The following is an 18,713-nucleotide window of genomic DNA, read 5'->3' on the forward strand; positions in this document are numbered from 1 at the left end:
GCAATCAGCCTTCCTCTTCCTCGAACAGCCAGAGCTGCCCGCTGGCCTGGGCCGGACCGCTGTGGTCCGTCATGCCGAGAAAGGCGGGAACGCGCCGGCGCTGCGCTTCCGTCAGCGAGTTCACGAGCGGCTTCGCGGCGTCGACGAAACGGCGCAGGTCGCGCCCGCGCGCTTCCTCAGCATCGGCGATGGCCCCGAGCACGTCGAGGAAGTGGGCCGACGGTGCCGCGCTCAAACGCTGCGCGCGACGATTGGCGGCGTCGCGCACGATGTCCCGGATGGCGGTCTCGACCGGCGCCCACAGCGGCTCCTGCTGCGGCGTCAGCGCGATCACCGCCTTCAGCGCGGCCAGGCGCGCATTCAGCACGGCACGGGCGTCCTCGGCCGTGTAGTCCGGCACGGCCGGGCCGGCAGCGGGCGCCTGCTGCGCCTGGGCGCGATCGGAGGCGGTGGGGGCGGCAACGGCCAGCATGGTGACGGCCGCGAGGGTGAGCATCTTCTTCATGGAAGCAATCCTTGGGATTACGGGATGTCGAGAAGGGGCTATTGCCAGCCGCCGCCGGGCAGGCGGCCGTGATAGGGAGTGTCGCGGCAATGCCCCCAGGGTCCGCGCCAGAAGCCCGGCGGGCAGCCGTTCCAGCTCGGGATCGGGGGCGGCGGGCCGTAGGAGTAGCCGGGGGCGGGACCCCAGCCGGGACCACGGCATCCACCCCAGGGCCCGCGCCAGCGCCCAGGGCCGCAGCCCTCGGCGACAGGGATCACGGCGCCCGCGGTCAGGCCGGTGGCCGGCCGAAGCGGCGCGGCGGCGAGCGGGGCCGCGGCGGCGACAAGCCCCGCGGCGGCCGCGAGAATGGTCAAGGTCGAATGCCTCATGTCGTGCTCCTGGGTCTGAGGGTCAGCGGAAGGCGATGCGGGCGAGCTCGATCTCGTTCAGCGCGCCGCGGATCAGGCGGACCGCCTCGGCCTTGTGGCCGCCGAAGCGGTCCGGGGCGCGATGCAGCGCCTCGAGCGCCGCGGCGAGATGCTCTTCCGCGTCGGTCAGGTTGGGAAAGGGCGTCTGCGCCATGGTGCAGCCCGCCGCCACCACGCCCACGCCTGCCGCCAGCAGCGGGAGGGCGCGCAGCATTCCGCGCCGGTCATGTTCTGTATCGGTCATCTCGCTCTCCACGATGGGCGATCGCCGCCCGGCCATGGGGGGACATGTGCCTCGCTCCGCAGCGGCGCGCATGACCAGATTTGGCCATGCGCGGCCTCCGTCCCGGCGGCTAAGCCCCGGAAGCTCCAACCGCGCGGATCGGGTCCTCGGGCCCGGGCCGCGCCACCAGGAATGACCGAGCCGCCATGAGCACCGCCGCCGCCATCGCCCCGCCACCGCAGGCCAGCGCGACGCCGTCGCAGATCCGGCACGTGCTCGCGGCCTCCTTCCTGGGCTGGATGCTCGACGCCTTCGACTTCTTCATCATGGTCTTCGTGCTGCGGCAGGTCGCCGCGACCTTCGATGCCTCGCTGGACAGCGTGGCCGTCGCCGTCACGCTGACGCTCGGCTGCCGCGCGGTGGGCGCGCTGATCTTCGGCCGGCTCGCGGACCGCTTCGGCCGGCGGCCGATCCTGATGCTCAACATCGTCTGCTTCGCCCTGCTGGAATTCGCCTCCGGCCTGGCGCCGACGCTGACCTCCTTTCTGATCCTCCGCGCGCTCTTCGGCGTGGCGATGGGCGGCGAATGGGGAGTCGCCGCCTCCCTCGTGATGGAGAGCCTGCCGCGCGGCCGGCGCGGCCTCGCCTCGGGCATCCTGCAGGCCGGCTATCCCACCGGCTACCTGCTGGCCTCGCTGCTCTACCTGGCCGAGCCCTGGCTCGGCTGGCGCGGCCTCTTCATGGTCGGCGTCCTGCCCGCGCTGCTGGTCTTCTACGTGCGGCGCTCGGTGCCCGAGAGCCCGGAATGGCTGGCGCGCGACGAGGCCGGGCGCCATGCGGGCCTGTGGCCCGTCCTGCGCGGCCAGGCCCGCCTCGCCGTCTTCGCGATCCTGCTGATGACGGCCCTCAACTTCCTCGGCCACGGCTCGCAGGATCTCTATCCGAGCGCCGTGCTCGGCACCGAGCACCGGCTCGGGACGGACACGATCTCGCTCATCATGATCGCGGCCAATCTCGGCGCGCTCTCCGGCGGGCTGGCCTTCGGCGCCCTGTCGGACCGGATCGGCCGGCCCTGGGCGATGGGCCTCGCGGTGGCGCTGGCCCTGCCCGCGCTGCCGTTCTGGGCCGCGGCCGCCACGCCGGCGGCGCTGGGCCTCACCGCCGCCCTGCTGCTGTTCTTCGTGCAGGGCGCCTGGGGGATCGTGCCGGTCTACCTCAACGAGCTGTCGCCCCCGGCCGTGCGCGCGACCTTCCCCGGCTTCGCCTACCAGGCGGGCAACTTCCTCGCGGCGGCCAATGCCAATATCCAGCTCTGGATGGCCGGCCGCCTCGGCGGCGACTACGGCCTGGCGATGAGCCTGACGGTGGCCGTCATGGCGGCCGCGATCCTGGCGCTGCTCGCCTGGGGGCCCGGGCGGAAGCGTCCTATGCCTCCCGGCGAGGCCGCCGCCCCATCCGGCCCCCGCCCCTTCGCCACCCGATCCTGAGCCAATGCGTCATGAGCACGACCCTGCATAACCAGATGAACGGCGTCCTGGAGCAGTTCGGGGCGCAGGTGGGGCTGTCCTCCTGGGCGCTGGACGACGTCCTGATCAGCCCGCTGGTGGACAAGGAGAAGGGCGCGATGCTGGCGCGCGATTCCGCCAGTCGCGCGATCGTGCTGCAGCAGCCGCTGGCGATGGAGAGGCTGGACTTCCCAGCCTTCGAGCGAGCGCTGCAGCAGTTCGTGAACACCGCCGAGCGGCTGCGCGGCACGCTGAACGCCGACGACGAGGAGGAGGGCGAGGCGGACATCGACGACGCCGAGGACGCGCCGGCGGCCCTCCAGCCCCCCGGCGGCTTCCTCCGCGGCTGACGCCGGCCGGTCAGGAGGCCGGGTCGCTCTCGACGCGGCGCGGCGCGGCGCCCAGCGGCGACCCCGCCGCGTCGATCCAGCCGGCCACCCGGAAGGCGGCCAGGAAGCGCTCGGCATCGCGCTCGTAGCGGAAGAACCAGACGCCGGTGTGGTTGCGCGGCTTCCAGGCGGGCTGCAGCCGGAAGACCTCGCGCAGCGCCTCGCGGGCCTCCTCGATCCGCCCGGTCTCGGCCGCGGCGACGACCAGCGAGTGATAGGCCGGCGCATAGTCCGGCAGGCGCACGATGCACCAGCGCAGCTCCGGCAGCGCCTCCTCAAGGCGGCCGGCGAGCACCAGCGCCCGCCCCAGCACCGCGCGCGTGGTGGGAGGGCAATACGGGTCGAGCGCGATGGTCCATTGCACCGCCTCAACCGCCTCCTCGGGATATCCGGCATGGGCCAGCACCTCCCCGGCCGTGTTGCGGCTGCCGTGGTCTGCGTTCCGGGTGCTGCGCAGCGACATCCGCGCAGCCTCCAGCGCCGGCTCCCAGCGCCGGTGCAGCAGCAGCGCGAAGGCGAGCCGCGACAGGCAGAGCGGCGATTCCGGCGCCAGGTCGACGGCGCGGCGCGCGAGCGTCAGCGACAGGTCGCGGGCCTGCTCGCCGGTCGGGCTGCCCCAGCCGTGGGTGATCGCGCGGTGCACCGTATAGGCCTGCCAGGCATGCGCCACGGCGAAGCCGGGATCGGCGCGGATGGCGCGGTCGAACAGCTCACGCGCCAGGAGCGTGTCGACCTCGGTGCCGCGCTGGTGATGCTCGCGCCCCAGCAGGCAGAGCTCGCGCGGGGTCAGCGCGGCGAGGGGCTTGGCGCGCGCCCTCTGCAGACTCTGCCGGTCGATCTGCCGGGCGATCAGCGACACCAGCCGGCCGATCATGCCTTCGGGCGGCTCGCCCACCGGCGCCTCGGCCCGATGCGCCCAGAGCACCGCGCCGCTGTCGGCCTCCTCCAGCCGGACGGCGATCCGCAACGCGCCGTCGGCCAAACGAAGCGTCCCGCGGACCCGGTAGTCCGCTTGCCCCTCGCCCGCGGGCGCGGCGACGAGGCGCAGCTTCTCGAAGCGGGCGAACTCGCCGATCAGCTCGGTGTCCACGCTGCCGGCCAGATGCCGCAGGGCCGCGTCCTCGGCGGCGGCCTCGAAGGGATGCAGGATCACGAGGTCGCATCGGCCGTCCGAGGCCGCCCGCGCGGCCGGCGCCGCCGGCGCGGAGGCGGCCGCGGGCGGGGCGGCAGGCGTCGCAGGCACCGACTCGGCTTCGCGTGTCACCTCGACCGCCAGGAGGTAGCCGCGGCGCGAGACGGTGCGCAGCACGTGGCTCGCGCGATCGCCCAGGGCCCGGCGCAGGTCGCCCATGCACTGCGTCAGGCTGTCGTCGGTGACCACGACGCCGGGCCAGAGCGTGTCCAGCAGCGCCTCGCGTCCATGCAGCACGCCAGGATGATCCAGCAGGTAGCGCAGCAGCGCGAAGCCCTTCGGGCGCAGCGACAGCTCCGCACCATCCGGGCCGTGCAGCGTGCCGCGCACCGTGTCGAGGCGAAACCCGTCAAACCGGTAGACAGCCCGGCTCTCCACCGCCATCGCAGCCCAGCTCCTCTGCTCCAGGTGCAGCCAGGCTCGTGCTGCACGCCTGGAGTCTCCAGGAGCGGTATTCTGCCGAACCCTGACATGCCGGCAACCCCTGCGTGCATCCCGCCGATGTAAAACACCCGGCATGGTGCCGCCTCGGGCGGCACATCGCCGCGCTTCCCGAACAACTTCCCGGCGGGGATTTCGGCAAACGCTCAGCGCATGATCGCCCGCTTCTCGGGACTTGCCGCGCCGCCCGCGGCTATCTCCCCGCCAGCAAGGCCGTGGCCGCCCCGGATGTCCTCCGGGAGCCGGAGCAGCGGCAGGCGGGGACACGGAGCGAGACCATGCCGATGCTGGAGCAGGTGACGACACCCTGGGCGCGAGGCAGCGCCGCGAAGACACAGCCGGCGCCGCGCGCCAACACCCGGCCGTCGGCCCGCGACGCCGGCTTCCGGAACCTCCGGCGGGAGATTCAGCGCGAGGACCGCCTGGTCAGGCCCCTGCCCGCCCCGCGCGAGCAGGCCGTCGAGGCGCTTCCGAAGACGGATGCCGCGCAGGACCGCCTCGCGGCCGGCCTTCTCGACGCGCTTTCCATCCGCGCGGTGGGCGTGGATGCGGGCTCGGTGGTGCGCTTCGCCAGCGCCGCCGGCCTGGAGGCGCTCCGGCGGCCCGGCTCGGGCATCGCCATGCGGGCCGCCGGGCCGCGGGCGGACGGCTCGATCCTGACGGCGCTCCACCAGGAGGATGCGGCTGCGCTGCGGCGCCTGATCGCCTCCACGGCCCAGGGCGGGCCGGGCGGCTCGCTGCGGATCCGGCCCCGCGACGCGGATGTGTCGGAGCTGCCGATGCAGGCGGCCTTCGTCATGCCGGCCCCGGCCGGCCTGGGCGGCGCGGAGGGCCTGGCGCTGGTGGTGATCGAGGATCTCGTGCGGCGGTCCGCTCCGCCGGCCTCGATGCTCTGCGACCTCTTCGGCCTGAGCCGCTCGGAGGCCGAGGTCGCGGTCGCGCTCGTCGGCGGGGCCAGCGCGGAAGAGGTCGCCGCGCAGCGCGACGTCTCCCCCGAGACGGTCCGGAACCAGATCCGCGCCATCCTGCGGAAATCCGAGATGGCCAACCTGCGCGACTTCGAGCGGGTGATGGCGACGCTTGCGGCCGTCGGCGCCGAAGCACCGCGCCTGACCCGGTAAGGAAGCGAAGGGGTCAGGCGCTGCCCTGCAGCGCCTCCTGCTCGGTGCCGGCCTCGGCCATCAGCTTCAGGAAGCCGGCGAGCTGGAAGATGTGGCGGATGCCGGACGACAGGCCGCAGACCACGACGCGACGGCCGGTGGCCTTCGCCTCCTTCGCCGCCAGCAGGAAGATCCGCAGGCCGGCGGAGGACACATAGGCCACCCCCTTCAGATTCAGCGCCACAATTCGCGCGCCGCTGCGCAGCAGCGGCATCAGCGCGGCCTCGAACGCGTCGCTCGTGCCCGAATCCAGCCGGCCATGGGCGCGGAGGATGCTCGCGCCATCCTAGCTCGCCGTTTCGATCTGCATGGGGCTGCGGTTAGCCCACCTTCTGGACGATGCCCTTCAGCGCGTCGCCGATGGTCTTCACCATGTTGGATTCCAGGTCGACGGCCACCGACCACTGCTGGGTCATGCTCTGCATCTTGATCATGTCGGCCGTGCTGTTGGGATCCATGCTCTGCGAGAAGGCGCGCATGGCCTGCTCTAAGGCAAGAAATTCCGGCCCGCATAACCAGAGTTGACCATGCGTCACGCCCCTGGGGCGGGTGATCCCCTGACCGTCGATCGTGCAGGCCGGAACGTCGGGTTCCGGCTGCGCGCCTCAGGATGATTCAAGCGCCATGCAAATCACCGAACATGCCACCGACGCCGCCCATGTCGTGACCGTTCAAGGCCAGCTCGACAGCACCACCTCGCGCGACCTGGAGGATGTGCTGTGCGCCCGGATGGAGGAGCTGCCGGCGGTGATCATCGACATGAAGGAGGTGCGGTACGTCAGCTCCGCCGGGCTGGGGGTGCTGCTGAAGTCCGCCAAGATCGCGCGGGGCGCTGCGCATCGGCTGGTGCTGGCCGGGCTGGCGCCGCAGGTGCGGGAGGTGTTCCGTATCAGCGGCTTTTCCAACATCTTCCGGATCGAGCCCAATCTGGCAGCGGCCCGGGCTGCGGTGGCCTGACCTGGCTGCGCCTTTCCGGGCGGGAAGCGGCAACGGCAGCGTGGCGATTCCTTCCTCGCGCCTCCACGACTCCCTCGCCCATCGGACCTTGCCGGATCGTTTTGAACCGGCCCGGGTTTGCCTGGGGGCGATGACGAGCAGGATGAGGCGGTCAAATGTCGCGCGCGCGTCAGACGCGGCAGCGGACGTCGCGAACCCGATCTGAAGCCGGCATTCGATCGCCCGTGGCCGGCATGTTGCCGCCCCCCTGCACTGTTCGGCCCCCGCCTTTTTGCCAGCATTGGCTGGCGAGGCCCGCTACATGGCGCGCAAGGCCTGCAGCGCAGCGGTCAGCCCCCGCAGCGGCATCTGGAACGCCAGCGGCGCGCCTTCGCCGTTGCGGTACTGCAGCTGCAGCGCCTCCGCCTGACCCGCTGGGCCCGTGATCTGCGCCTCCTCCTGCTGGCTCTCCGCGAAGCAGCCCTGCACCAGGCAGCGCTGGAACGGCAGGGTGGAGATCGCTGTCTCCCCGACCAAGATCCGCGCGGGCTCAGAGACGGTGGCGCTGACCCCCACCTGCGCGATGACGACGAGGCTCCCCGGCGCCGCCCCGCGCCGCATCACAAGCTGCACCAGCGGCTGGGCCCGCTGATCCAGGACGGTCAGCATGACGTCGCAGCTCCGCCCCTCGGCGCCGGCCGCCTGCTGGCAGCGCAGCGTCCACTCGCCATAGGAGGCGGTGGTGCGGTCCGGCACCGGGACCGCGCGCGCCGCCGGCGCGGCAGGGGGCGGAGCCGCGCCCCGGGCCGGCGCCTGCGCCACCGCTCCCGCGGGGAGCGCCGCGACCGCGGCCAGGACCGCCAGGCCACGCAGCCAGGCAGCGCGCCCGGCCCCTTCGGCTATCGCCATCATCCTCATCTCCTGTCTCCGTTCCGCGTCACGTCAGAACCTATAGGCCAGCCGCGCCAGCCCGGTATGGGAGGTGTACCGGTCACCGAGGTCGGCGTTGTACTGGACCTTCAGCTCGATATTGCCGGTGGTCGCGAGGTTGGCGCCGACCGAGAGGCGGGCCAGCGTGGTCGGGATCGGCGTAGAGGCCCGGAAGCCGCCGCTCGCGCCCTGCGCGCCGGCGAAGCGCGCCGTGGCCGACCAGCCGTCCTGCCCGTTCACGCTCAGCCCCGCGCTCGCATAGGGCAGCAGCGTGCCGAAGCGGCCGACATCCACCCGCGTGCCGACCTCGACGGCACCCGTGCCGGTCACCAGCGTCGAGGATTCGCTTTCCACCGCCAGCCGGAACGGGCTCGATCCGCGCTCGGTGTAGGCATTGCCCATCATCCGGGCCACGCGCAGCTCGGCGATCGGCCGGACGTACCAGCTGCCCATCGGCATCCGGTAGCTCACCCGCGCGGTGGCGCCGATATGCCAGGCGCTCGGCGAGGCGGTGGCCGCCTGCACGAGGCTGCCGGTCACGATCTGGCGCGTGCTGTCGTAGGAGCCGTAGCCCGCATCCAGCGTGCCGGAGAACAGCCAGTTGTCCCGCTGGTACTTCAGCACCACGCCGCCGAGCACGCCGTCGCCCGTGACGCGCGAGGTGCCCTGGCCGCCGGTGAAGCGCGTGCTCTCATAGGCGATGGAGGCGCCGAGGAACCAGTTGGGCCGGACCTCGCGCTGGCCGCCGAACTGCGCCGTCACCGAGCTCGCCTGGTAGCCGAGCGCGCCGGCCATGGCGCCCTGCGTCGTGGTGTTGCCCGCGACGCGGGACCACACGCAGTCGCGCTCGCGCTGGCGCAGCCTGACGTCGGTGAGGTCGGGGCAGCTCTGCATGTTGCCGACGAAGGCCTGGCTGCTGGCGAAGCGGAAGGCGGCGACGGCGCCGAGCGTCTGGCCGGAGAGGGTGTTCAGCGCCTGGGCATAGGTGCCGCCGTCCTTGATGCCGGAGAGGGCGAGGAAGCCGGTGCCGAGGCTCTCGCCATTGTTCCAGAGCTGCTGGAGATGGGAGGCGACCTGGAGCTGGTTGGCATTCAGCCCCCCCGTGCCGGCGAAGTCCGCCTGGGGCTGGATGCTCAGGCTCGAGCCGTCAGTCACCGGCCTGAAGTTGAAGGCGTAGGTCCGCGTGCCGGTGGCCGAGGGATCGAGGCTGACGCCGCCGGTCGCAGTCAGCACCGTGACGGGCGCGTTGACCAGGCTGATAGGGCGGCTCTCGACCGTGCCGGCGATGGTCGCCGTGCCCTGCACGGTGAGCATGTCGCCGCGCTTGGCCACGTGGTCGGTGTCCACCACCAGCCGGCCGGTGGAGCTCTGCGTCAGCGTGCCGGTCAGCGTGGTCGCCGCGATCGAGCGGCCATAGCCGATATCGAGCGTGCCGGCGTTGTCCACCCGCCCGGCGGTGCCGAGATTCACGACATTGCCCATCTGCCACTGACCGCCGCCGGCATTCGTGAAGACGCTGCCACCGCCGAGCACGGCGGAGCCCATGATGCCGCCGTAGTTGACGACATGGGCCACGGCCGGGGTGTTGCCGGAACCAGCCCAGGTCGCGAAGGCCAGCCCGGCCGCCTGGGCGTTGATGATGCCATAGTTGTAGACGGCATTGGCATCCGCGCCGCCGATGAAGACCGCACCAGCCGCATTGACATCGGTCGCGATCCAGCCTGCCGAGCTGACGTTCAGCGTCGTGTTGTTGGTGCCCGACGGGTTGCCCTGGCTCACCATCGCGATGCCATAGGCATTCGCGCCATGGACATAGATGGTCCCGCCATTGTGGTTCACCGTCACCTGGCCGACGTTGGCGCAACCGCTGCCGCAGCTTCCCGCCGAGGCTGCCGTGACCAGCGTGCCTGGCGTACCGGCAGCAGGGCCGAACACGCCGCCGAGCGCGGTGCTCTGCGCGAAGATGCCATGCGCATAGGCGCCGCTCACATGGATGTCGGCGCTGTTGTTGACGGTGACGGTGCCGCCATAGCTCTGCGCCTGGTAGTTCACGGTCCGGTAGGTCATGGCGACGCCGTCCATACCGCCGACGATGCCGCCGCCGGCGACGCTCTGCGCGAGGATGCCGACCGCGCCATCGCCGGTCGTGGTGATGACGGAGGGGCCAACCGTGGTGACGGTGACGGCGCCGGCGTTGCTGCCGGCCACCGAGAGCTCCGGCGAGACGAAATTCGCCATCGTGTAGGGCGTGTAGTCGGTGACGGCGATGCCGCCGCCATTGCCGACCGACTGGGCCAGGATGCCGTAGGAATTCTGCCCGCCCGTCGTGATGGTGCCGAAGGCCGAGCCGTTCGGCTGCAGCGTGACGTTGACCGGACCACCCGTGGACCCTGCAGGGGCATTCGCCATGAAGCGAAAATCGACCCATTGCGGGCTGTCCGCCGGCAGGTTGTTCAGCGCGCTGGTCCAGCCGCCGGTCTGCGAGTTGAAGCGCCCCGACATCACCGCGGCGATGCCGCCGCCACCGCCAACGCTCTGCGCCAGCACGCCCGGCGATTCGTTGCCCGTGGTCGTGATGTTGCTGGTGGTGACGGTGACCTGGCCGCCGGAGGGCGCGTTCCAGGCCGCCTGGCCGTTGCTGGTGCGATCCATGCCCAGCGTCACCGTGCCGAGCAGCCCGGTTCCGGTGATGGTGTTCCGCACGCCCATCATGGTGACGCCGCCATGGCCGCCGCCGCCGCCGATGCTCTGCGCCAGGATGCCCGGCGAGGCATCGCCGCCGGTCACGATGACACCGCTGTCGGTGACGCCGACCGCGCCGCCGGAGCCGCTCAGGCCATTGGCGCCGCCCAGGCTCATCGAGAGGGTCACTGTGCTGCTGTTGACCTGTGCCTGGTCCATCGCCGGGTTGGAGGCGCCGCCCAGGCCGCCGCCGCCGCCGATGCTCTGCCCGAAGATCGCCGGCGAGAGCGGCCCGGCCGTCGTGATGCTGCCCGCATTCAGGACGGTCACCTGGCCGCCATTGCCTGCCCCGCCGCCGCTGCCGGACAGCCCGGCGCCGAGGTTCACCGTCAGGCTGCTGTCGGACGATTCGGGGGTCGCGGGCTGGGCGGCCGCCATGTTGCTGGTGATGTAGGAGTCGACGACTTCGCTCAGCGTGCCGGGCTGGCCGAAATAGCCGGCGACCTGGCCGGTCCATTGATAGACATTGTCGACCACGTTCGTGACCTGGCCGTTCAGGCCCAGGCCCTGCTGCATCAGGGTGTTGACGGTGTAGTTGGGGTCAGCGCCGCCGCTCTGGCCGCCATTGCCACCGCGGCCGCCGCCGCCGCCGACGCTCTGCGCGAAGATGCCGGCGGCATGGCCGCCGAGCGTCTGGATCGTGCCGGTGCCGTTGTCCACGGTGACGGTGTGCCCGCTGCCGCCGGAACCGCCAGTGCCGCCCAGCGAGATGTTCATCGTGACCGTGCCGCTGCCGCCATTCGCGCTGGCATTGCCGCCATTGCCGCCGCCGCCGCCGATGCTGTGGGCGTAGATGCCATCGGACCCGTCGCCCATCGTCGCGATCGCGCCGGCGCCGTAGCCGCCCGCGCCGGTGGGGTCCGGCGTATTGGCCGCGGTGACGTAATTGGTGACCGTGACATTGCCGCCTTCGCCGCCCACGCCGCCGGTGCCGCCCAGGCTGACATTGACGCTCAGCCCCTTCCCCTCGCTGGTGGAGTAGCTGCCCGTGCTCGCATTGCCGTAGCCGCCGCTGCCGCCGCCGCCGCCGATGCTCTGCGCGGAGATGCCCGGCGCCAGCCGGTTCAGCGTCCAGATCAGGCCGCTGTTGTAGACGTTCACGTGGCCGCCATTGCCGCCGCCGGCACCGCTGCCGCCGATCGCGGTGGTGATGCTCATGCTGGAGGGCGTGATCGCGTTGGTGGTCGCGGTCGAATCGCCGCCGGTGCCGCCGCCGCCGCCGATGCTTTGCGCGATGATGCCATGCGCGCCGACGCCCTGGGCGATGACGATGCCGGCATTGAGCGCCGTGACCGTCCCGCCATCGCCGCCGCTGCCGCCATTGCCGCCGATCGAGGCGGTGAGCTGGATCGAGGGCGTATCCTCCGGCGACAGGTTGACCATCAGGTTCTCGGCGACGCTGGCACCGCCATGGCCGCCGCCGCCGCCGATGCTCTGCACGCGGATGCCATGCGCGTCGCCGCCCATGGTCAGGACCTGGCCGTAGTTCAGCACCGTGGCAGGTCCGCCGGTGGGGCAGGCGCCGTTCACGATGCAGGTGCCGCCGGTGCCGCCGACCGATGCCGCCGCGCCCAGGTTGATCACGCCGGTGGCGCTGACGTTGTACGCATGCGCCGCCCCGCCATTGCCGCCGCCGCCGCCGATGCTCTGCGCGTCGATGCCGACGGCATGCAGGCCGGTGGTCTGCACCACGCCGAAATTGGTCACCTGCGCCAAGCTGCCGGCGCCGCCGATGCCACCATTGCCGCCGATCGGGAAGGCTCCCACCCCGAGATCGGCGGTATTGGCGTCGCCACCGCGGCCGCCGCCGCCGCCGACACTCAGGGCGGAAAGGCCCCGCGCCCCGCTGCCGGTCGTCGAGACGACGCCGCCTGGGGTCAAGCCACCGGCCTGGGTGAAGGAGCCATTGAGGACTAGGGCAGGACCGCCATCGCCACCCTGGCCGCCCTGGCCGCCGAAGGCCAGGGACATGCCGAGGCCGCCGCCCTCGACATCGCCCCCGACGCCGCCGCCGCCGCCCACGCTCAGCGCCAGCACGCCATCGGCATGCCGGCCGTTGGTGGTCAGGATGGTGCCGTTGGTCAGGGTGATGGTCGAATAGACGGCGGCCCCGCCCGGGCCGCCCGCGCCGCCGTGCCGGCTCCAGACCGCGCCGGCCTGCCCGCCCGAGCCACCGGCCGCGCCGGCGCTGATACCCACGAGGCCCATGGCGCCGTAGCCGGTGGTCTGGATGCGGCCGCCATCGACCGTGATCTGCACGGACCCGCCATCGCCGCCGGCGCCGCCATTGCCGCCATGCGATACGACATTGCCGTTCGCGTAGTCGCCATAGCCGCCGAGCCCGCCGATGCTGGCCGCGGACACCGCCGCCGACATGACCGAGGCGTTCGCCGTGGTGGTGCCGTTGGCGCCGGCATCGACGGTGATCTGCCCGCCGGTGCCCGGGCCGCTGGCGCCCTGCGCGGTGATGCTCGCCCCGGCCAGGTTCAGGGCGATGGGCCCGCCATCGCCGCCGGCACCGCCGGTGCCGGCGGTCACGGGACCGAGTTCCGAACCGGCCGACGCACCGTAGCCGCCGTTCCCGCCCTGGCTGATGGCGACGATGCCCGACCCGGCCGAGGTGATCGTGCCGCCGATCGGCACGGGCGTCGTGTTGCCCGGCGTCTGGATGACGCCGCCGGACTGGCCCGGCGCACCGCTCGGGCCATAGGCATGATCGATGTGGGTGACGGTGCCGCCCCCGCCATTGCCACCACTGCCTCCGTTGGACTGCAGGATGATGGCTGGCGTGCCGGCGGCGGTGGTCGTGACGCTCGTCCCGGCGACCATGCCGAAGGTGACCACGCCGGCGTCGCCGGCTGTGCCGGCCTGGCCGCCGGTCCCGCGATTGGCCGGGTTCCCGCCGGTGCCACCCGATCCGCCATTGGCCGTGATCGCGATGGCCGGGCCGGCGCCCTGGCTGGTGATCGATGTCGGCTGCGTCGGCAAAGCGCCGATCTGCAGCGTCGCGCTGCCGGCGCTCAAGCCGTTGCCGCCGTTGCCGCCGTTCTGGAAGTCGCAGATGTTGCAGTCGGCGGTGCCCCCCGGGCCGCCACTGCCGCCGGAGGTGTTGAGCCCGATCAACGGCTGGGCGCTGTTGGACTGCCAGGTGACGCCGGCGGGCACCGCGATGTCGACGGACGTGCCGGCGCCGCCTTGGCCGCCCGATGTCGGCGGATTGCCGTCGTTGCCCGTCGTGCCCGTCGTGCCGGTCAGGTTCGGCACGTAGGGCAAGGGCTGATTGGGCGGCAGCACCGTCTGCGCGGTGGCGGATCCCATCAGGACGAAAGCGGCCAGGCTTCCGGCCGCGGTCAGGGCCGTGCTGGCCCGCAGCCAGCTGCGCGGCCCCGACTCCGGCGCCACCGGGGGCCGAAGAATGTACGTCGGCCTCGGCGCGACAGCTGCAGCGGGGTCATGGCGATCCGCGCGCCGCCCGTTCTTCCACCGCATGCGGCGATGCGGAGCGCCCTCGCCCGAGCGCCTCCGGGACGCGCTGGGCATCGTGTCGGCGTCGGAGGGATGGGAGCCGGCCGTGCCCTGCGAGGGGCCGGGGATGGTGTGCTGCATGGAAGGTCCTCGCATGGGGTATCGATCTGCGCGGACCCTGGAGCAGGGAGCCTCCCCTCTTCATGCCCAGAATTCGTCATGGAAACCGAAATTCCACGCACGCGACGGACGCAGCGTGGCCATGCGGCCATTGTTGAAGCCGGCGAATGCCTTGCCCCTCGCCTGCGGCTGACGCTGCGGCGGCAGCCTGTCGTTCCTCGGCTGGCTTGCGCTATCGGAGCAGGCGCGCCGCCTCGGCCCGGCCGCGCGGCGGCGCCTGCGTGCCGATGCCTGCGAGCGTCGCCACCACGCGCTCGAAGTCGCGCAGGTTAGTCACTTCCGATTTCCGCAGGATGGCGCGAATCTGGTTCCTGACGGTGTCGATGGCGACGTCGCGCCGCTGCGCGACCTCCTCCGCGCTCGTCCCGCCGACCAGTCCGACGGCGACCTCGGCCTCCGTGCGGCTCAGGCCGAAAAGCTCGCTCAGCATGGCGGCCGGCGGCGCGGCCCGGCGGACGAGGTCCTCGACGACGACCAGCGCCAGGCCCTCCGCCGCGCGCATCCCGGGATCGGCGTCCTCCAGCATGCCGGGCGGGGCCGGAGAGACCAGCGCGACCTGCATCGGCAATTGGTCGCCATCGTCGCGCGGACGAATGCGGAGCGAGCCGCCCGGGCCGCCCTGCGTCGCCGACAGGACGAGGCGCCTCAGCTCCCGCGCGTCGTCGCGGTGCAGGGCGGTGAGATGGGTGCCGCCATCCATGCGCGGCCCCGACGCCAGCATGGCGATCCCGGATCCCGGCCGCGCCAGGGCGCGGACGCTCGCGGCATTGGCGAAACGTACCTTCGAGCCTCCGTCGACGAGCACCATGCTGGCCGGCAGCGCATCGAGCACGCCGACCGTCACGCGCAGGGAGGCGGCCTGCGCCGCCAGGCGCTCGCTCAGCTCGAGGGCCCGCTGCAGGTGCGGCAGGAGCATCTCGAGCCTGCGGCAATCCTCCGGGGTGAAGGCAAAGGCGGAGTCCCCGCGATGCAGGCCGATCGGTATCGCCTGCTCCATGCCCAGCATGCCGCCCATCACGTGGCGTCGTCCGTGGCGGCGGCCGAAATCGGTGTAGTACTCGCTCCTCAGCAGTTCGCGATCGGGCACCAGCTCGGCCCCCAGCTTGGCGTGCAGGAAGTGCTGCGGCCGCGCCAGCGCGAAGTCCTGCTGCGCCTGGCGCCGGAAGGGATCGACGCCGTGGAAATAGGCCGCATAGGCCGCCTCCCCCTCGCCCAGGGGGGCCAGCAGCTCCCGCGGCATGCCGGCCTTGGCGGGAAGAATGAGGCTCGCCCGCTCCGCCGCGAAGAGGTTGCGGATCCGCGCGCCGACGTCGATCCACGCCGCGCTGCCCGACGCAGCGTCGTAGATGGTGCCGATACATGCCAGAAGCTCGCCATGCGTGTCGCCGGCCATGTCGCTGCCCACCGTGCCTGCCGCCCTAACGATCGCAGACCCTGACAGGCCGGGCAATGTTCCGCGAGGCGCCGGGGGGTCCGCGCCGGGCACGCGCTTCAGGCGCACGGCCGGCGCTGGGGCGGCTTCTTCCGTTCCTCAACGCTTGGCAGGTGGTTCACTCCCATCGTCGGCCGCCTGACAGTCCCCGCTGTCGTGCAGCACCGTCTGCTGTGCCTCCGCGGCGTGGAATTTGGGAGTGCCGTCGATGGGAAGGGAGTCGGCGAGAGCCGGGCCGGCGAGCAGGGCAGCAACGAGGGCGAGGGCCGGTGTCATGGACAGGATCTCCAAATCTTCGCAGGGCGGGAGCCGCGACAGGGTGGCCGCACCGTCGCCCGGAACGACAGCCGGCGCATGCCCAGAACTGGTCATGCGCGGAGGGCGGAAGCGGTGGCATCCCGAGGCTTGCCGCATGGCGGATCAGAAATTCGCGGGATGAACAGTTCTGGGCATGCCGCGCCAGGCGGGGCACGCGCAGGTTCCCGCACGCAATCCGGCGCAGGAGCCCTCATGCAGAAGCATCTTTTCACGCCGCCCCGCCGCCGCATGATCGTCGGCATCAGCGGCGCCACCGGCATCGTCCATGGCCTGCGCCTGCTCGGGCTGCTGCGCGAGCTTGACGTTGAGAGCCACCTGGTGATGACCAAGGCCGGCGAGCGCACGCTCGCCTACGAGACCGAGCGCACGGTGCGCGAGGTCCGCGCGATGGCCGACCACTGGTATCCGGATGCCGATATCGGCGCGGCCATCGCCTCCGGCTCCTTCCGCACCATGGGCATGGTGGTGGCCCCCTGTTCCGTGCGGAGCCTCTCGGCCATCGCCACCGGCAACACCGACGGCCTGCTGACCCGCGCCGCCGATGTCTGCCTCAAGGAGCGGCGGCGCCTGGTGCTCATGCTGCGCGAGACGCCGCTGCACGCCGGCCATATCCGATCCATGGCCGCAGCGACGGAGAACGGCGCCATCGTCTTCCCGCCGGTTCCCGCCTTCTACGACCGTCCGACCTCGATCGAGGAGATGGTCGATCACACGGTCGGCCGCGTGCTCGACCTCTTCGACATCGAGACCGGCCTCGTCCGTCCCTGGTCCGGCCGGCCCGGGCCCGCCGCGGCGTCCTCTCTCGCCGTCGAGGAGGAGGCCTTTCCGTGCCCCTGACCGACCTGCGCCAGTACATCGACCACCTGCGGCGCCTGGGCGAGATCCAGGACGTCGCCGAGCCTGTCGCGCTCGACCTCGAGCTCTCCGCGATCGTCCGGCGCTGCTACGAGACCGGCGCGCCGGCGCCGCTGTTCGGCGCCTTCTCGGACCATCCCGCCGGCTTCCGCATCCTCGGCGCGCCGGCCGGCCTCAGCTGCCAGCCGGGGCGGCAGCTGGTCCGCGTCGCGGCCTCGCTCGACATGCCGGCCTGCAGCACCGGCCAGGACATTGTCGAGGCGCTGGCCGCGAGCCTCGACCTGCCGCCGGTCGATCCGGTGGTGGTGGAGACCGCGCCCTGCTTCGAGAACGTCGCGACCGGCGAGGCGGTGGACCTGAACCGCCTGCCGGTGCCGCTGCTCCATGCCGGCGACGGCGGCCGCTACCTGAACACCTGGGGCTGCATCGTCGCGCGCACGCCGGGCGGGATCTGGACCAACTGGTCCATCGCCCGGATGATGCGGCTCGACGGACGGCGCCTCACGGGCATCGTCGCGCCGGAGCAGCATGTCGGGATGGTGGCGCAGGCCTGGGCCGATGTCGGCCGTCCCATGCCCTTCGCGCTCGCGCTCGGCGTCGAGCCGTCCATTCCCTTCATCTGCGGCATGCCGCTGCCGGCCCATGTGGACGAGGCCGGGCGGCTCGGCGCCTTCCTGGAACGGCCCATCCGCACCGTGCGCTGCCGGACGGTGGATCTCGAGGCGCCGGCCAGCGCCGAGATCCTTATCGAGGGGCATCTCCACCTAGAGGAGACAGCCGAGGAGGGCCCGATGGGGGAGTTCGCCGGCTATCTCTGGCCGGGCGGCGCGATGAAGCGGCCGGTCTATCACGTGACCGCCGTCAGCCACCGCAACGAGGCGATCCTGCCCGTCGTGGTCGCGGGCGAGCCGGTGGAGGAGAACCACACGGCCTGGGGCCTTCCGACCGCGGCGGTGATCCTGCACGACCTGCGCGCCGCGGGGCTCGCGGTCACCACGGCCTGGATTCCCTTCGAGACGGCGCTGCACTGGCTCGTCGTCACCGTGCCGCGCGACTGGCGCCGGCGCAGCGGCGTGGAGGACGGCGAGCAATTCTGCCGCCGCATCGGCGAGGTGGTGTTCGGCAGCAAGGCCGGCGCCGTCCTCCCGAAGATCATCGTGCTCAACGACGACGTGGACCCGACCGATGCACGGGAGCTGCTCTGGGCCTTCGCCACGCGCTGTCACCCGCTGCAGGGCCACGTGCCCTTCGAGCACGTCGCGGCCGCCCCGCTGCTGGCCTATCTGCGGAAGAGCGAGAAGATGTCGGCCACGACCGGCAAGCTCGTCTACAATTGCCTGCCGCCGGAGGAGTGGGGCGAGATGCTGCCCGTGCGCTGCTCCTTCCGCCACGGCTATCCGCCCGAGCTCGTTGCGCGCGTGACCGGGCGCTGGCAGGCCTACGGCTTCGAGACGGCGGACGGCGCGGCGCCGTGATGGACGCCCCAGGCGGCACGGCGGCTGGGTAGACGGGCTCGGCTCGAAGACGCCGCGTCCTGCGGCGCCACCGTGCAGAACGCCCAACGCGTCCTCCTCCTGGCGCGTCAGGACAAATGATGCGCCATCATGGCCTGGGGCCAACATCTAGGCTCAGGACTGTTTGATCCCGGATTTTGATGGTGCAGTCTTTTCGCGGGAGTGGAAGGAAGCGCTATGGGCCAGGTTCTGCATGGGAGCGCCACCACGACTGAGGCAGTCCGTCGAGCAATACAACATAGTCAAGAGAGCCTGAGGGCCCTCGCCAAGCGGTACGGGATCAACCAGAAGACTGTCGCCAAATGGAAGAAGCGGACGTCAGCGTCCGATCTGCCGACGGGTCCGAAGGAGCCCAAGTCGACGGTTCTTTCAGTCGAAGATGAAGCGATCGTCGTCGCGTTCCGGCGGCATACGCTGCTGCCGCTCGACGAGTGCCTCTATGCGCTCCAACCGACGATCCCCCATCTGACGCGCTCGTCGCTGCATCGCTGCTTGGTCCGTCACGGGATATCGAGGCTC

Annotated in this window: 16 protein-coding genes; 7 read left to right on the forward strand and 9 right to left on the reverse strand. The window is 71.9% G+C overall.

What is annotated here, in order from left to right:
* Nucleotides 1-4 precede the first annotated feature (4 nt).
* Genes AC1ROY_RS22730 through AC1ROY_RS22740 form a run of 3 tightly spaced genes read right to left on the reverse strand, consistent with a single transcriptional unit; the run spans nucleotide 5 to nucleotide 1,156 of the window.
* Nucleotides 5-505: a hypothetical protein gene (locus AC1ROY_RS22730; RefSeq protein WP_493151178.1), complete on the reverse strand. Its 501-nt coding sequence runs from the start codon at nucleotides 503-505 to the stop codon at nucleotides 5-7.
* Between the two features lie 38 nt (nucleotides 506-543).
* Nucleotides 544-873: a GCG_CRPN prefix-to-repeats domain-containing protein gene (locus AC1ROY_RS22735; RefSeq protein ID WP_493151179.1), complete on the reverse strand. Its 330-nt coding sequence runs from the start codon at nucleotides 871-873 to the stop codon at nucleotides 544-546.
* A 22-nt stretch (nucleotides 874-895) separates the two neighbouring features.
* Nucleotides 896-1,156, reverse strand: coding sequence for a hypothetical protein (locus AC1ROY_RS22740; protein WP_493151180.1), 261 nt, complete (start codon nucleotides 1,154-1,156; stop codon nucleotides 896-898).
* A gap of 185 nt (nucleotides 1,157-1,341) precedes the next feature.
* Here AC1ROY_RS22740 and AC1ROY_RS22745 point away from each other — a divergent pair, with 185 nt between their 5' ends.
* Both AC1ROY_RS22745 and AC1ROY_RS22750 read left to right on the forward strand, forming a co-directional pair.
* Nucleotides 1,342-2,622 carry an MFS transporter gene (locus tag AC1ROY_RS22745; protein ID WP_493151181.1) on the forward strand — a complete coding sequence of 427 codons (1,281 nt, stop codon included), beginning with the start codon at nucleotides 1,342-1,344 and terminating at the stop codon, nucleotides 2,620-2,622.
* An 11-nt stretch (nucleotides 2,623-2,633) separates the two neighbouring features.
* Nucleotides 2,634-2,990 carry a type III secretion system chaperone gene (locus tag AC1ROY_RS22750; RefSeq protein ID WP_493151182.1) on the forward strand — a complete coding sequence of 119 codons (357 nt, stop codon included), beginning with the start codon at nucleotides 2,634-2,636 and terminating at the stop codon, nucleotides 2,988-2,990.
* A 10-nt stretch (nucleotides 2,991-3,000) separates the two neighbouring features.
* Here AC1ROY_RS22750 and AC1ROY_RS22755 read toward each other — a convergent pair whose 3' ends face one another.
* Nucleotides 3,001-4,605 (reverse strand): winged helix-turn-helix domain-containing protein, encoded by a 1,605-nt coding sequence (locus tag AC1ROY_RS22755; protein ID WP_493151183.1) that lies wholly within the window; start codon nucleotides 4,603-4,605, stop codon nucleotides 3,001-3,003.
* A 335-nt stretch (nucleotides 4,606-4,940) separates the two neighbouring features.
* On the opposite strand from AC1ROY_RS22755, the gene AC1ROY_RS22760 reads away from it, so the two are divergent.
* Nucleotides 4,941-5,783 (forward strand): helix-turn-helix transcriptional regulator, encoded by an 843-nt coding sequence (locus tag AC1ROY_RS22760; protein ID WP_493151184.1) that lies wholly within the window; start codon nucleotides 4,941-4,943, stop codon nucleotides 5,781-5,783.
* A 13-nt stretch (nucleotides 5,784-5,796) separates the two neighbouring features.
* Here AC1ROY_RS22760 and AC1ROY_RS22765 read toward each other — a convergent pair whose 3' ends face one another.
* The gene (locus tag AC1ROY_RS22765) at nucleotides 5,797-6,096 is read right to left on the reverse strand and encodes an STAS domain-containing protein (protein WP_493151194.1); all 300 of its coding nucleotides are present in this window, start codon (nucleotides 6,094-6,096) and stop codon (nucleotides 5,797-5,799) included.
* A gap of 46 nt (nucleotides 6,097-6,142) precedes the next feature.
* Nucleotides 6,143-6,301, reverse strand: a complete 159-nt coding sequence (locus AC1ROY_RS22770) for an EscF/YscF/HrpA family type III secretion system needle major subunit (protein ID WP_493151185.1) — start codon at nucleotides 6,299-6,301, stop codon at nucleotides 6,143-6,145.
* A 145-nt stretch (nucleotides 6,302-6,446) separates the two neighbouring features.
* Here AC1ROY_RS22770 and AC1ROY_RS22775 point away from each other — a divergent pair, with 145 nt between their 5' ends.
* The gene (locus AC1ROY_RS22775) at nucleotides 6,447-6,779 is read left to right on the forward strand and encodes an STAS domain-containing protein (protein WP_493151186.1); all 333 of its coding nucleotides are present in this window, start codon (nucleotides 6,447-6,449) and stop codon (nucleotides 6,777-6,779) included.
* Nucleotides 6,780-7,076: 297 nt separating this feature from the next.
* Here AC1ROY_RS22775 and AC1ROY_RS22780 read toward each other — a convergent pair whose 3' ends face one another.
* From AC1ROY_RS22780 to AC1ROY_RS22790, 3 genes are all read right to left on the reverse strand, one after another.
* Nucleotides 7,077-7,670: an invasion associated locus B family protein gene (locus AC1ROY_RS22780; RefSeq protein WP_493151187.1), complete on the reverse strand. Its 594-nt coding sequence runs from the start codon at nucleotides 7,668-7,670 to the stop codon at nucleotides 7,077-7,079.
* A gap of 30 nt (nucleotides 7,671-7,700) precedes the next feature.
* A complete protein-coding gene (locus AC1ROY_RS22785) occupies nucleotides 7,701-14,036 on the reverse strand; it encodes a hypothetical protein (protein ID WP_493151188.1) in 6,336 nt (2,111 codons plus the stop codon).
* Nucleotides 14,037-14,247: 211 nt separating this feature from the next.
* Entirely contained in the window at nucleotides 14,248-15,468 is a 1,221-nt protein-coding gene (locus tag AC1ROY_RS22790) for a helix-turn-helix transcriptional regulator (RefSeq protein WP_493151189.1), read from the reverse strand.
* 549 nt (nucleotides 15,469-16,017) lie between these two features.
* Here AC1ROY_RS22790 and AC1ROY_RS22795 point away from each other — a divergent pair.
* From AC1ROY_RS22795 to AC1ROY_RS22805, 3 genes are all read left to right on the forward strand, one after another.
* The gene (locus AC1ROY_RS22795; RefSeq protein WP_493151190.1) at nucleotides 16,018-16,662 is read left to right on the forward strand and encodes a UbiX family flavin prenyltransferase; all 645 of its coding nucleotides are present in this window, start codon (nucleotides 16,018-16,020) and stop codon (nucleotides 16,660-16,662) included.
* Nucleotides 16,653-18,155, forward strand: coding sequence for a UbiD family decarboxylase (locus AC1ROY_RS22800; RefSeq protein ID WP_493151191.1), 1,503 nt, complete (start codon nucleotides 16,653-16,655; stop codon nucleotides 18,153-18,155). The genes AC1ROY_RS22795 and AC1ROY_RS22800 overlap by 10 nt, the downstream gene beginning before the upstream one ends.
* 216 nt (nucleotides 18,156-18,371) lie before the next feature.
* Nucleotides 18,372-18,713 (forward strand): transposase family protein (locus tag AC1ROY_RS22805; RefSeq protein ID WP_493151192.1); only part of this gene is annotated, 342 nt, incomplete at its 3' end.

Source organism: Roseococcus sp. GW821-FHT12F05 (assembly GCF_058806835.1).